We start from the raw sequence: 14,223 nt of genomic DNA on the forward strand, positions 1-14,223 counted from the left end.
AGTGCGGGATGCGGATCGGGATGGGCTGCAAGGCGCAAACCGCAGCGATACCTGGCGGTATCGCGAGGATTTGCAACGCAGCAGACCGCCCGGGGCCGCGCCCACACACCCGCGCAGAGACGTTGAACACGCTCTCAGGCGTCAAGCGTTGACCGCCGCGCCTCATGGCCTTGCAACAGCGCACGGCGCGTGGTGTCGCTGTCCAGCCGCGCCAGCCACCATTGCATAGCGCGCCCTGACTGGCCGTGCGCGGCGACCCGCCAGGCGCAGTGCAACTGGGCCAGCGGTACGCTGCGCACCGTCTCACAGGCCACCAAATGTCCGGCGGCTATGTGGAGTCTGGCCATAGGCTCAGGCAAAAAACCGCCACCCAGACCATGCAGCAAAGCCAGCAGCTTGGCGGACGTGCTGGGCACCGTCAGCACATCTTGCCCGCTCACCAGATTCACCGTCATACCCTGGCCACTGCGGCTTGAATCGGCCGTGGCCACGGCCCGGTGCTGGCGCAACCGGGCATCGGTCAGCGGGCCAGCCAGACGCGCCAAAGGGTGCTGCGGAGCCACGCAATACACAAAGCGCAACTCGCCCAGCCAGCGGCTGTGCACGCCGGGGGCGGCATAGCTCAGACTGGCCGCATCGGCCACGGTGCCAATGGCCAGGTCGGCATGGCCTTGCGTGACGGCCTGCACCGTGCCCAGCAGCGACTCGTCCAGCAATTTCAGCCGCGTGGGTGCGGCCAGTTCGTAAAAGGTCGCAGCCAACTCCATGACCGGCGTGGGAGCAATCACGGTGTCGAGCGCGATCGTCAATTGAGGCTCCCAGCCGGTGGCGACACGGCGCACGCGGTTGGCCACCGCGTCGATCTCAGCCAGCAGGCGCGCACCTTCGCGCAGCAACTCGGTGCCCGCTTCGGTCAGGCGTGCCTGGCGCGTGCTGCGGTCGAACAGCAGCACGTCCAGCGCTTCTTCAAGCTGGCGCACGCGGTAGCTCAGCGCGCTGGGCACCAACCCCAGAGCGCGCGCGGCACCCGCCAGACTGCCGTGATCAGCCACCGCTTGCAGCATGGTCAAAGCTTCGGGCGTGAGTGGGTTGCGGGTGGGCGGCATGGGCAACTTGATTTCAAATAATTTGAATCATGCCATCGAAAGCCACCCTCCAGCCAAGTCGATGGGGCGGGATAATGCCCTTCCTTTTCATTCTCAAATCAACAAGGAATTGGCCTTTTATGAACTCGATTGTTGTTGTGTACCACTCTGGCTACGGCCACACCCAGCGCATGGCCCAGGCCGTGGCCGAAGGCGCGCAAGCCGAATTGCTGGCGATTGACGCCGAAGGCCAACTGCCCGAAGGCGGCTGGGACAAGCTGGCCGCGGCCAGCACCATCGTGTTGGGCACACCGACTTACATGGGTGGCCCGAGTTGGCAGTTCAAGAAGTTTGCCGAAGCCAGCAGCAAGCCCTGGTTTGCGCAGGGCTGGCGCAACAAGCTGTTCGCCGGTTTTACCAACAGCGCCAGCATGAACGGCGACAAAGGCCAAACCATCAGCTACCTGATGCACCTGGCCATGCAGCACGGCGGCCTGTGGGTGGGCACCGGCATGATGCCCGCCAACACCAAGGCGGCCAGCCGCAACGACCTGAACCATATGGGCGGTTTTGCCGGTGCGCTGGCCACCACGCCGTCAGACGCCAGCGCCGCCGAAATGGCCACGGGCGACCTGGACACGGCGCGCGCCTTTGGCCAGCGCGTGCGCGAGCAAGCGCAACGCCTGAGCGCCTGAGCCTGGGCGCCTTCGCTTCAAATCGCTGCCGCAGGCAAATCATGTGGGTCGGGCACGCTGGCCTGCCTGCGCAACGTATCCAGTGCCTGCAAAGCCTCGGCATCCGTGCGGTACAGGCGCAGCAAGCTGTGCGCAGCCAACACGCCCGCTGCGCGCAACACTTTTTCTACCGGCAACTTCATGCCGCTGATGTGCAGCGTGATTTGCTGCGCACGCCACTGTTGCATCAGGCGGTCGAGGGCCTCGGCCCCGGTAGCGTCGATGCGGTTGATGGGATAGGCAAACAGGCACACATGGCGGGTATCGGGGTGTGCGCTCAGGTGCTCGCTGACGTGCCGCTCGAACTGGGCCGCGGCTGCAAAATCCAGCGCCGCGTCCATGCGCAACGCACAGGTATGAGGAGCCAGCGCTGGCAGATGCCACAAATGGCGATCACGCAGGCTGCCATCCTGGTGCAAGCCCACCTCGATGATGCGCGGGTGCAGGTGCAGGTACAAAAAATGCGATAACGACCCCAGCACCCCCACCAGAACACCCCAGTACAGCGCCGGTGCAGCGGCAATGGTCACTATAAATGTAGTAGCTGCAATGGCAAATTCCACACGCGATACAGCCCATAACTTAATGAACTCTCGGGGCTTTAACAGCCCCGTCACAGCCACCACCACAATCGCTGCCAGCACCGCCTGCGGCACAAAGCGCAGCACGGGCGTGAGCACCAGCAAGGCCAACAACACCACCAGCACTGAAAAAATCGTGGCCCAGCCGGTTTGCGCCCCGGCATACAGATTGAGCGCCGAGCGCGAAAACGACGAACTGGTGGCAAACGCCCCCGACAGACCCGACGCCACCTTGGCCAGCCCCTGGCCAATCAAGTCCTGATCCTGATCCCAACGCTCGCCCTTGCGCTGGCTGTCCACCTTGGCGCTGGAGGCGGTCTCCAAAAAGCTGACCAGGGTGATAACCAACGTAGGCATCACCAGTTGCCCCAGCACTTGCCAGCCCGGCCAGCCCGGCCAATACAGCGCTGGCAGCCCCTGCGGCAGCGGCCCCACCACACGGCCACCGCCTTGCTCAAAGCCCAGCACATAACTCAAACCCGCCGCCACCAGCACCAGCACCAGCACCGAAGGAAACGCAGGTTTCCAGCGCCGCACCAGCATCAGCAGCGCCAGCGCTGCCACACCAAACACCAGTGCCCAGCCGTGCACCGAAGGCGCGTGCAGCAGCGATGCCCACCCACCCGCCGCACCCAGCAGCGCAGGCAACTGCGAGGCGATGATGAGCACCGCCGCCGCCTGCGTGAACGCCATCAGCACCGGTGAATTGACCAGATTCAACAGCCAGCCAAAACGCACCACCCCCAGCACCACTTGCAGCGCGCCCGACATCAAGGCCAGCCACACCGCCAGCGACACCCACTGGGCACTGCCGGGCTGCGCCAGCGGCGACAACGAGGCATAAATCAGCAGCGAAGTCAGCGCCGTCGGCCCCACCGACAGCCGCGCCGAAGCCGACAGCAGCACCGCCACCAAAGCGGGCAGCATGGACGCATAAATGCCCGTCACCAAAGGCATGCCTGCCAGTTGCGCGTAGGCCACGCCCTGGGGGATCACCATCATCCCCACCGCCAGCCCCGCCATCAGCTCACTGCGCAGCAACGCCGCCGACGGGCGCGGCCAGCGCAGAAATGGCAGGTAAGGCGTCAAACGCTCAAGCATGGTGTGGCCAATGGTAGGTGACGTTCACTCTGAACGCGCTGGCGTGAACGATCTGGCACTGTCGGCATCCAATGGCTTGAATGCGTTAAAACCAGTATCTCTCAAGGAAAGCCCGATGATTCGCCCCCTGTTGCTGACCGCCGTGCTGTGCATGCCGCTGCTGGCCAACGCCCAGGCCATCAAATGCCTGGACCCCAAAACCGGAAAAACGCTGTACACCGACCAGCCCTGCAAAGGTGGCGAGCTGGTAGTGCCCGCACGAACCCCGGACGATGTGCAGCGCGACGCCGACGCTGCCGCCTTGGCCCGCGAAGATGCCGACCGGCGCGAGCAACTGGCGCTGGAGCGCGCGCGCCAGCAATTGCAGGCCGATCAAAACGCCGTGGCACTGGAATACGCCCGCGCCGGACAATCACAGGCCGAATCCCAAGCCTGCCGCGCAGCGCGTGCCGAGGCCAGCTTTCGGGCTGCCAGCTTTGCCGCCTCAGAAGAAGAAATCCGCACCGCGCGCTACAACGCCGCCTTGGCCTGCGGCCAGCAGCCACCCGCTGACATCGTGGTGGTGCAACCCAGCTACCCCACTTACTACCCGTCCCACAGAACCCGCAATCCCTACGGCAATACTGACCGCCCAAACCGGCCCGCAAGCAACCCCTACGCCACCACGACCACGCGCACCTTTGGCAAGCCCATCACCTCCACCCAGTTCACGCGTGCACCTTCCCGGCTGGACGAGCCGTCGGGCGCGGTGGTGATACGTAACCCCAAGTCATCGCGCTGACACCGCCGATCTGACACAGCAAAAGCCAGCGCCCCAGCGTCCGTCAGGCTGACTGAGGCGGCGCTTTCACCACCGAACTGCTGTCCTCGGGCAGCGGAGCCACCTCGGCGGTAATGGCCCCCGGCACGCGGCGGCGCGCCAGCAGCGAATACACCGTGGGCACCACAAAGATGGTCAGCAGCGTGCCCACGCTCATGCCGCCCACAATCACCCAACCGATCTGGCGGCGGCTTTCGGCCCCGGCACCGGTCGACAAAGCCAGCGGCAACGCCCCCAACACCATGGCCCCGGTGGTCATCAAAATAGGGCGCAGGCGCTGCGCGCTGGCGTGCACCAGCGCCTCGGCCATGTCTTCGCCACGCTGGCGCAGCTGGTTGGTGAACTCCACAATCAAAATGCCGTGCTTGGTCACCAGCCCCACCAGGGTAATCAGGCCGATTTGCGAATACACGTTCAGCGACCCGCCCGTCAATTGCAGCGCCAGCAGCGCACCCACCATCGACAGCGGCACCGAGAACATAATGACCAGCGGGTCGACAAAGCTCTCGAACTGCGCCGCCAGCACCAAGAAGATGAACAGCAGTGCCAGCACAAACACCGTACTCAAAGCGCCTTGCGCGCTGCGGAATTCGCGCGAGATGCCATTCAGGTCGGTCGTCGATCCACTGGGCAGCACGCGGGCCGAAGTCTGCTCCAAAAAATCCAGCGCCTGGCCCAGCGAATAGTCCGGGGCCAGGTTGGCCGTCAGCGTGGCCGAGCGGCGCTGGCCAAAGTGGTTCAGCTCGCGCGGCGACACGCCTTCGCGCACCTTGACCAAGGCCGACAGCGGCACCATCGCATCACCACGCGCACGCAACTGAATGCGGTCGATATCCTCGGGCACAGCGCGGCCCTGGGCGCTGGTCTGCACCATCACGTCGTACTGCTCGGCGTCGCGCTTGTAGCGCGTGACCACGCGCCCGCCCAGCATGGTCTCGATGGCGCGCGCGACCGATTCCACGCTCACACCCAAATCAGCGGCGCGTTCACGGTCAACCTCTACCCGCAACTCGGGTTTGGACAGGCGCAAGTCCAGATCAGGCGCCACAAAACCCGGGTTCTGGGCCACCTCGGCCATGATCTGGCCCATCACCTGGCTGAGGTTGTCGTAGCTGTCTGAGGTTTGCACCACAAAGTTCACGGGCCGCTCCCGAAAGCGCTGACCCAGCGACGGCGGCGTAATGACGTAGGCGTTCACGCCTGCCTGCTGATCCAGGCGCGGTTGCAGCTCACGCGCCAGATCCAGCGTCGAGCGCTCGCGCTCACTCCAGTCTTTGGCGCGGTAAATCATCGAACCCTGCGACACCGTAGGGTTGCCCAGGCTGGCAAAAATGCGGTTGAACTCGGGATAGTCTTGCCCGATGCGCTCCAGTCGGCGAGCGTAATGGTCGGTAAAGGCCAGCGTGGCCCCATCAGGCGCGTTGATGCTGGCCAAAATGACGCCCCGGTCTTCCGGCGGCGACAGCTCTTGCCGCATGTGTGGATACAGCCAGGCAATGGCCGCCCCGCAACCTACCATCACCAGCAGCACCAGCCAGCGCCCGCTTTTCAGCACGCGGCGCAGCAGCTTTCCGTAGCCATTGGAAATACTCGTCAGCACACGCTCCATACCCCGATCGAATGGGCCGGGGCTGGGGTTGTGCCGCAGCAGCAACGAGCACATCATGGGCGAAAGCGTCAGCGCCACAAAGCCCGACACCACCACAGCGCCCGCCAGCGCCAGCGCAAACTCCATGAACAGTCGGCCCGTGCGCCCCGGCGTGAAGGCCAGCGGCGCATACACCGCCGCCAGCGTCAGCGTCATCGCGACGATGGCAAAACCGATTTCGCGCGCACCGTGGATGGCGGCATCAAACGGTTTCATGCCATCTTCAATGTGGCGGTAAATGTTTTCCAGCATCACGATGGCGTCGTCCACCACCAGGCCAATGGCCAGCACCAGCGCCAGCAGTGTCAGGGTGTTGACCGAAAAACCGGCCAGGTTCATCAGCGCAAAGCTGCCCACCAGACTGACCGGAATGGTGACGATGGGGATGATGGACGCGCGAACGGTGCGCAAAAACACAAAAATTACCAGCGCTACCAACGCCACCGCTTCCAGGATGGTCCGGTACACGCTTTGCATGGCACGGTCGATGAACACCGAGTTGTCGTTGGCAATGTCCACCTTCACGTCGGCAGGCAAATCCTGCTGCACGCGCGGCAGCATGGCGCGCACGCCCTGGGCCAGCTCCAGCGGGTTGGCCGTGGCCTGGCGAATCACCCCCGCCGATACCGCAGGCACACCGTTCAGACGCACGGCGGTGCGTTCGTCAGCGGCGGTTTCTTCCACCCGACCGACGTCGCGCAGGCGCACTGAAAAGCCGTTCACCGTCTTGATGACGATATCGGCAAACTGCGCGGGCTGGTTCAAATCGGTTTCAGAGGTGACTGAAAATTCGCGCTGCGACGACTCGATGCGGCCCGCAGGCACTTCCAGGTTGTTGCGGCGGATGGCATCTTCCACGTCCTGCGTGGTCAACCGGTAAGCGGCCAGGCGGTCAGCGTTCAGCCACACCCGCATGGCAAATTTGCGCTCGCCATAAATACGCACGTCAGACACACCGCTGACGGTTTGCAGCCGGGGCTTGACCACGCGGTTGATCAGGTCGGTGATTTCCAGCGGCGAGCGCGTGGGGCTGGAAAACGCCAGCCACATGATGGGAAAGGCATCCGCTTCAACCTTGGAGATCACCGGCTCATCGATCGCCTGCGGCAGCCGGTTGCGCACGCGCGAGACACGGTCGCGCACTTCAGACGCGGCAGTGTCAGCGTCTTTTTCCAGCCGAAAGCGCACGCTGACTTGCGTCTGCTCCGGACGGCTGATCGACGTCAGCACGTCCACCGCATCAATACCGGCAATCGAGTCTTCCAGCGGCTTGGTCACCTGGCTTTCCATCACCTCGGCCGAAGCGCCTGCGTAGCGCACGTTCACCGTCACCACAGGTTCATCGATCTTGGGATATTCGCGCACCGACAGACGCGTGTAGCTCACCGCCCCAATCAGCAAAATCAGCAGCGCCAGCACGGTGGCGAATACCGGGCGGCGAATGGACACTTCGGCCAGTTGCATGGCGCGCTCTTTTTTTAGCGCCGCGCCGCCGCCAGCAGGGCCGCGCAGGGGTTGACGCCTGGCGCGGTGTCGGCCAGCGGCAGTGCAGCAGCCACCTCGTCTGCACTGGTGGGCTGGACTGCGCTGTTGGCCCCGACGACTTCAGCGTCAGACGCAGCCTGGACTTGTGCCGGTGCCGCACTGTCGCCGTCCATCAGCCGAACGCGCTGACCATCGCGTTGAATACGCTGCTGGCCCGCCGTGACAATGCGCTCGCCTGCGGCCAGCGGGCGCACGATTTCCACCCTGCCCGCTTCACGCGCGCCGGTTTCCACCACCACCCGTTCAGCCGTCCAGGCGGCTTGGTCTTGCCGCAGACGCACCACGGTTTGCCGACCACCCAGGGACACCACCGCCGATTCAGGCACCATCAGCACCGCACGGTCGTCGCCCAGGCGAGCGCTGACCCGAGCAAACATGCCCGAGCGCAAATGCTGCAAGCGGTTGTCGATGCAGCCGCGCGCCACCACGCTGCGGCCATCGGCGTCGATCAGCGGATCCACCGCCGTCACCACGGCGGCAAACGCGCGGTCGGCAAACGCATCCACCTGCACGCGCGCCGTCTGGCCGGGGCGCACCCGCGCCTGCAAACGCTCGGGCAGGCGAAAGTCGACGTACATGGCGCTCATGTCTTCCAGGCTGGCGATGTCGTCGCCTTCTTTCAGGTAGTCGCCCACGCTGATGTTGCGCAGCCCGGTCACGCCCGCAAATGGCGCGTGCACGCGCAGCCGGTCGGCGCTGGCGCGGGCCAGCTCGGCCTTGGCCTTGGCCACCTGCAAGGCGGCGGCACTTTCGTCCACGGCCTGCTGGCTGATAAAGCCTTGTTTGACCAGATCGCTGTTGCGCCGGTGCCGGTTTTGCGCGATCGACAGCTCGGCCACCGCTTGCCGCACCTGCGCCTGGGGCAAGCGGTCGTCCAGTTGCACCAGCAGTTGCCCCTTGGTCACGCGCTGGCTATCGCGGAAATTGATTTGTGTCACGCGCCCGCCCACCTCGGCGCGCACCACGGTGCCCTGGCGCGCGCGCAGCGAACCCACGGCGTCCACCGTGTCGGCCAGGGTGCGCCGCTGCACGCGCGCCGACTCGACCACCGGGCCATCGGCGGTGGAAGCCGCCTGCGCAGCGCTGGCCGTGGCCGACCCAGGTGCAAGTGCAGGTGCAGCATTCACCGCCCGCTCTGGCGCGGGCCGTTGCAGCCACCAGGCGGTGCCTGTGGCACCAGCCAGCGCCAGCATGGCGATGAAGAAGGAGGAAGATTTCAAAAATGTGTCCGAGTCGCCATGACAAGTGGCGCACGATGTTCTACAAAATGTAGCACCTCAGGCACGCCCATGCCGGGCCATTGCACCCAGTCGCCGCATCGCTTTTTGGGCCTCTCTGATGTTGATGGCAAAAAATGGCTTTAATGCTGCCCGCAACTGCCATGAAAGCTTCTTTTTCAGGAGCAAAAAGACGTCTATCAGCCCCTTGCCCATGCGGGTCAGGTCACAGGCACGCCCCGGTTGGCCAGCGCATCGGCGCGTTCGTTGCCTTCGTGTCCGGCGTGCCCTTTGACCCAATGCCAGCGGATGCGGTGCGGCCCGTCGCTGACCAGCGCGTCCAGCTTTTGCCACAAATCGACGTTTTTCACCGGCTGCTTGCTGGCCGTGCGCCAGCCCTTGGCTTTCCAGCCTGTGATCCATTGCGTGATGCCCTGTCGCACGTACTGACTGTCCAGGTACACATCCACCTCGCACGGACGCTTGAGGGCGGACAGCCCTTCGATCACCGCCGTCAACTCCATGCGATTGTTGGTGGTCGATGCCTCGCCGCCAAACAGCTCTTTTTCGTGCGCGCCCGCACGCAGCCAAACGCCCCAGCCGCCGGGGCCGGGGTTGCCTTTGCAGGCACCGTCGGTGTACATCTCAATCTGATCCACAGGTTTTCTCGCTCAAGCGTGTTGAAGGTCGTGAGGGCTGTGCCGACCGATTGGCCACCGAAGCGGGCGCGCCCACCACGGCAGGCGTTTTTTTCCAGGCCGCACCCACCAGCCTGGCCCCATGCGTGCGCTTGACGGCCAGCATGAAATAGGCCGCGCCAAAAAACGGCCACCAGCGCGCGCCCGCCCGATCCATCCAGCCAAAGCGCGCCAACGCCCGTTCGCTGCGCACAGCGGGTCGCCAGCAGCCGTGGGCGGTGTCTTCCAGCTCAAACTCCAGCAGCCGCAGCCAGTCGCGCAAACGCCACGGGCTGATGAATTCACCCACGTCTGGCAGGTACGTGCTGCCATGGCCCACGCGCTGCCATTGCCGCGCGCGCCACTGGCGCAGACCCCACAGGCTGGCGGGGCTGAAGCCCGCAATGGCCACTTTGCCCTCATGCACCAGCACACGCTGCACTTCGCGCAAGGTGGCGTGCGGGTCGCCGCTGAGTTCCAGCGTGTGCGGCAGCACCAGCAAATCCAGGCTGGCCTCGGCAAATGGCAAGGCCGTGGCGTCGGCGGCGAAAGCCACACGCGAGTAGGCAGGCGTTTGTTCGGTGCCCGTCGAAAGACGGGTGACTGCCTCCAGAGATGCCACCCCGGTGCTCGCCAGCCAGCGGTGCGGCATGCGGTTGGCGCTCAGCGCATCCACGGCGGGCAGGCCCAGTTGCACCGCGTGGTAGCCAAACACGTCGGCCAGCGCGGCGTCGAACTGGGCGCGTTCCCACTCCAGCAGGTACTGGCCGGGTGGCGTTTGAAACCAGTCGTTCAGATCGGTCATGGGCGCACGCAGAGCAGCGCCAGAGGCGGCAGCTTGACGCTGGTTACAAAGAAGGTGGCGGTGGCCAAAAGGCAGGTCATCGCTTTTTATAATTCACGCTTCATGAAATTGATTGCACTGCCCGCTTTTGAGGACAACTATGTCTGGTTGCTGCACAACGGGCAACAGGCCCTGGTGGTCGACCCGGGCGATGCCGCCCCTGTCGAGCAGGCATTAAGCGGCCTGGGGCTGAAGCTCTTGAGCATTCTAGTCACGCACCACCACGCCGATCACACCGGCGGCGTGGCGGCCTTGCGCCAGTCCACGGGCGCGCAGGTGCTTGGCCCGGCGCGCGAGCGCATTCCCGCGCCTTACCAGCCCCTGCAAGGCGGCGACCAGTTTCAGGCGCTGGGCATCGGATTTCGCGCCATTGACGTGCCGGGCCATACGGCGGGGCACGTCGCTTACTTGGCCGACAATGCCGCGGGCGCGCCCCTGCTGTTTTGCGGTGACACCCTGTTTTCTGGCGGCTGTGGGCGCTTGTTTGAAGGCACGCCCGCGCAAATGCTGGTCTCGCTGGATACGCTGGCCGCGTTGCCAGACGACACCCGCGTGTGCTGCGCGCACGAATACACCCTGAGCAACCTGCGTTTTGCCCGCACGGTAGAGCCAGACAACACAGCGCTGGCCGCTTACGAGCAGCACTGCCAGTTGCTGCGCAGGCAAGGCCAACCCACGCTGCCGTCCCGTATGGGGCTGGAACGCACCATCAACCCATTCTTGCGCAGCCGCACGCCTGAGGTCATGCGCTCAGTGCAGACCCATGCGGCCCTGCCATCAACAAACGACGACGTGGCCGTGTTTGCCGCGCTTCGCCAATGGAAGAACGAATTCAAATGAAATGGTCTTTTGCACTGACGCTGGCCACCAGCGTGTGGCTGGCGGGCTGCGCCGTCCCCGGAACCACCCCCAGCGACACACCTTCGGACGACAACGCCCCTGCCGTCAGCAGCGTGCCGCCCAGTTATGGCGACATGCCCTCGGTGGCGGTGACCGAGCTGCCTTCCACCGCCGTGGCCTCACTGGATGCGCCCACCGACATTTGGGACCGTATCCGCCGCGGCTACGCCATGCCTGATCTCGACAACGACCTGGTGCGCAAGCACGAGGAGTGGTACGCCAGTCGGCCCGATTACATCGGACGCATGGTCGAGCGCTCGCGCATGTACATCTTTCACATTGTTGAAGAGCTGGAGCTGCGTGGCATGCCGACCGAGCTGGCGCTGCTGCCCTACATCGAATCGGCCTTCAACCCGCAAGCCGTGTCCAGCGCCCGCGCAGCGGGCATGTGGCAGTTCATGCCCGCCACCGGGCGCGACTTTGAGCTGACGCAAAACATCCTGCGCGACGACCGCCGCGACGTTATCGACTCGACCCGCGCCGCGCTGGACTACCTGCAAATGCTGCACACCATGTTTGGCGACTGGCATCTGGCACTGGCCGCCTACAACTGGGGCCAGGGCAGCGTCAAGCGCGCCATTGAGCGCAACCAGGCCGCGGGCCTGCCGACCGGCTACATGGATCTGAAAATGCCGGCCGAGACGCAAAACTACGTGCCCAAGCTGCAAGCCGTCAAAAACATCATTGCCCGACCACAGGCGTTCAGCACCGTGCTGCCGGTGATCGAAAACCACCCCTTTTTCGACACCGTGGACATCACGCGCGACATGGACGTGGAAGTGGCCGCGCGCCTGGCCGAGGTGCGGCTGGAAGACTTCAAGGCGCTCAACCCCTCGCAGCGCAAACCGGTCATCTTTGCCGCAGGCACACCGCAGGTGCTGCTGCCGTGGGAAAACGCGGCCACCTTCAAGAAAAACCTGGCCGCCACCCCTACCGATTCGCTGGCTTCCTGGACGGCCTGGGTGGCGTCATCCACCCAACCTTCGCGTGAAGTGGCCAGCCGCTTTGGCATGAGCGAAGAAGACTTCCGCGAGATGAACAATATCCCGCGCGGCATGATCATCAAGTCTGGCTCGACGGTGCTGGTGCGTCGCAGCAACGGCGCGGCCGCCGCCGTGGCCGACCATGTGGTCAACAACGCACAACTGGCCTACACGCCTGAAATCGTGCTGCGCCGCACCACGGTGCGCGCCCGCAAGGGTGACTCCATCGCCCGCCTTGCCGCGCGCTACGACCTGCCCGCCAGCACTGTGGCAGGCTGGAACAAAAAACGCACCAACACGCGCCTCAAACACGGACAACGGGTGGTGGTGTACCTGCCGGTGCGTGCGGCTGCCGCTGCCGCACGCGATGGTGTGGCCGCTGGCAAAAAGCGCTCCAGCCGGTCCACCACCGCAAAATCCAAATCTAAATCCAGCGGCAAAAAATCCAGCCGCAAAAGTACGGCCAAGAGCACCTCCAAAAGCAGTGCCAAAAAAAGCACCACAAAGAGCACCAAAAAAACCAAATCGTCCAGCAAAAAGAAGTAGCGGCCCACCGCCATCAAAGCTGAAAATGCTTCAAGTCTGAAAGCGCTGCTTGGCGCGTTGCGTAAACTCGTTGGTATAAAAAAGACGGCTTAAACCCACCGGTGGCAAGGCCTCTGTCCGATGGCCATAGCGGGCCACCGCCCGCCATGCTGTGCGCACCCCACCTTCGCTGAACAACCCATCGGGCGAAAACCCTTCACGCGCTTTTTCAAACGCCGCCAGATACACGGCCCGATCGCCTTGCATGTACGTCTCGGGCACAACGCGCACCAGATCGCTCGGGCCTGCGGTTTGCAGCCATGTCAGCGCACGCACTACGGCGTTGGTCAGCGCTTGCAGGGTTTTGGGGTGGCGCTGCACAAAATCCTGTGGCGCGTACAGGCAACCGCCAGGCATCAGGCCGCCAAACACATCCTGCGTGCCGCGCAGCGAGCGCATATCACTCAGCACCCGCAATTGCCCGCTGAATTCCAGCGCACTGATGGCCGGATCGGTATTGGACAAGGCATCCACCCGCCCTTCGCGCAGCGCCATGACCGCAGCCAGGCCCGTGCCCACGCTGACAAACTCCACGCTGTCTGAAGCCATATTGGCGCGCGCCAGCACCACCTGGGCCAGCCAGTGGGTAGATGCCCCCAGCGATGACACCCCCACCCGCCGTCCACGCAACTGGTACAGCCCGTGAAAATCAGGCCACACGCGCGTGCTGACGCCCAACACGATTTGCGGTGCCCGCCCGTACAGCGCAAACGCCTGGCATGGCACACCGCGCTGGCGCAAGAAGATGGTGTGCTCAAAGCCTCCAGCGGCTACATCAGCCTGACCCTGCACCAGAGCCTGTGTGACCTGCCCGCCACCGGCATGGTCTTGCAGCTCTACCTGCAGCCCCTCAGCCTTGAAGTAGCCCAACTGCTCGGCCAGCATCAGCGGCAGGTGGTACAGCGCCGTCTTGCCGCCCAGACCTAAGCGCACGGCGGCGATCTCGGGCTGTGATGGAGGCTCGGATAGTGCTGATGATTGGGCGCGCGCAGACGACGCAACCGGCACAGTCAACGCCAAAGCTGACGCACCAGCCAGCAGGCGGCGGCGAGAAATCGGTAAAGAAGATGAGGTGCCGAACACGTCGAACGCCTATGGGTGGGAATGTCAATGAATGCTAGTGTCCCGAATTGCAAATTCATTGAACAAATCCACCGAAAATCGGCACCATGCGGCGTTGCAAAGCCTCGCGATACCGCCCGGTATCGCTACGTTTTGCGCCTTGCCTGGTGCCGATTTCGGCAGATTTCTCATTTCAACGAACTTACAACTCAGGACACTAGGCGCGTACCGTAAATCAGGTCAGCCGGTGCCGCATCAGGGCGCGCCCGCATCGGGTTTTTCTTGAGTGCCAATGCTAGTGTAGTGTTCGACGCTATCTAGCACATAAAAACGCGTCTTTGCCGCCATGGCGGCGTTGCAAATCCTCGCGGTAGCTACGGCTATCGCTGCGGTTTGCGCCTTGCCATGACAACAAATCCATCATTTTTATAAGTGCCATCA

At 64.1% G+C, this 14,223-nt stretch carries 12 protein-coding genes; 4 read left to right on the forward strand and 8 right to left on the reverse strand.

Features of this window, described 5'->3' with window-relative positions; translation table 11 throughout:
* Positions 1-134 precede the first annotated feature (134 nt).
* A complete protein-coding gene (locus ACK5NW_RS14265; protein ID WP_416929205.1) occupies positions 135-1,106 on the reverse strand; it encodes a LysR family transcriptional regulator in 972 nt (323 codons plus the stop codon).
* A gap of 119 nt (positions 1,107-1,225) precedes the next feature.
* Here ACK5NW_RS14265 and ACK5NW_RS14270 point away from each other — a divergent pair, with 119 nt between their 5' ends.
* The gene (locus ACK5NW_RS14270; RefSeq protein WP_416929207.1) at positions 1,226-1,780 is read left to right on the forward strand and encodes a flavodoxin family protein; all 555 of its coding nucleotides are present in this window, start codon (positions 1,226-1,228) and stop codon (positions 1,778-1,780) included.
* 17 nt (positions 1,781-1,797) lie between these two features.
* Here the strand turns inward: ACK5NW_RS14270 and ACK5NW_RS14275 are convergent, their stop codons facing one another.
* Complete coding sequence (locus ACK5NW_RS14275) at positions 1,798-3,501, reverse strand: SulP family inorganic anion transporter (protein ID WP_416929209.1); 1,704 nt, start codon at positions 3,499-3,501, stop codon at positions 1,798-1,800.
* A 115-nt stretch (positions 3,502-3,616) separates the two neighbouring features.
* Between ACK5NW_RS14275 and ACK5NW_RS14280 the strand changes: the two genes are divergently transcribed.
* Entirely contained in the window at positions 3,617-4,282 is a 666-nt protein-coding gene (locus ACK5NW_RS14280; RefSeq protein ID WP_416929211.1) for a hypothetical protein, read from the forward strand.
* 43 nt (positions 4,283-4,325) lie between these two features.
* Here ACK5NW_RS14280 and ACK5NW_RS14285 read toward each other — a convergent pair whose 3' ends face one another.
* The 5 genes from ACK5NW_RS14285 to ACK5NW_RS14305 are packed head-to-tail and all read right to left on the reverse strand — an operon-like array spanning position 4,326 to position 10,213.
* Positions 4,326-7,433 (reverse strand): efflux RND transporter permease subunit, encoded by a 3,108-nt coding sequence (locus ACK5NW_RS14285; RefSeq protein WP_416929213.1) that lies wholly within the window; start codon positions 7,431-7,433, stop codon positions 4,326-4,328.
* A 14-nt stretch (positions 7,434-7,447) separates the two neighbouring features.
* Complete coding sequence (locus ACK5NW_RS14290) at positions 7,448-8,734, reverse strand: efflux RND transporter periplasmic adaptor subunit (RefSeq protein WP_416929215.1); 1,287 nt, start codon at positions 8,732-8,734, stop codon at positions 7,448-7,450.
* Between the two features lie 57 nt (positions 8,735-8,791).
* On the reverse strand, positions 8,792-8,947 hold the full coding sequence (locus tag ACK5NW_RS14295) for a hypothetical protein (protein WP_416929217.1): 156 nt from the start codon (positions 8,945-8,947) through the stop codon (positions 8,792-8,794).
* 5 nt (positions 8,948-8,952) lie between these two features.
* A complete protein-coding gene (gene rnhA, locus ACK5NW_RS14300; protein WP_416929219.1) occupies positions 8,953-9,390 on the reverse strand; it encodes a ribonuclease HI in 438 nt (145 codons plus the stop codon).
* The gene (locus ACK5NW_RS14305) at positions 9,377-10,213 is read right to left on the reverse strand and encodes a class I SAM-dependent methyltransferase (protein ID WP_416929221.1); all 837 of its coding nucleotides are present in this window, start codon (positions 10,211-10,213) and stop codon (positions 9,377-9,379) included. Before ACK5NW_RS14305 ends, rnhA begins: the two co-directional genes overlap by 14 nt.
* Positions 10,214-10,315: 102 nt before the next feature.
* On the opposite strand from ACK5NW_RS14305, the gene gloB reads away from it, so the two are divergent.
* Entirely contained in the window at positions 10,316-11,092 is a 777-nt protein-coding gene (gene gloB, locus ACK5NW_RS14310) for a hydroxyacylglutathione hydrolase (RefSeq protein WP_416929223.1), read from the forward strand.
* Positions 11,089-12,681: a transglycosylase SLT domain-containing protein gene (locus ACK5NW_RS14315; protein ID WP_416929225.1), complete on the forward strand. Its 1,593-nt coding sequence runs from the start codon at positions 11,089-11,091 to the stop codon at positions 12,679-12,681. The genes gloB and ACK5NW_RS14315 overlap by 4 nt, the downstream gene beginning before the upstream one ends.
* A 30-nt stretch (positions 12,682-12,711) precedes the next feature.
* Here the strand turns inward: ACK5NW_RS14315 and ACK5NW_RS14320 are convergent, their stop codons facing one another.
* On the reverse strand, positions 12,712-13,803 hold the full coding sequence (locus tag ACK5NW_RS14320) for an ABC transporter substrate-binding protein (protein WP_416929227.1): 1,092 nt from the start codon (positions 13,801-13,803) through the stop codon (positions 12,712-12,714).
* Positions 13,804-14,223: the final 420 nt, after the last annotated feature.

The sequence above is a fragment of the Ottowia sp. genome (genome assembly GCF_047975795.1).
Classification (GTDB): domain Bacteria; phylum Pseudomonadota; class Gammaproteobacteria; order Burkholderiales; family Burkholderiaceae_C; genus Ottowia.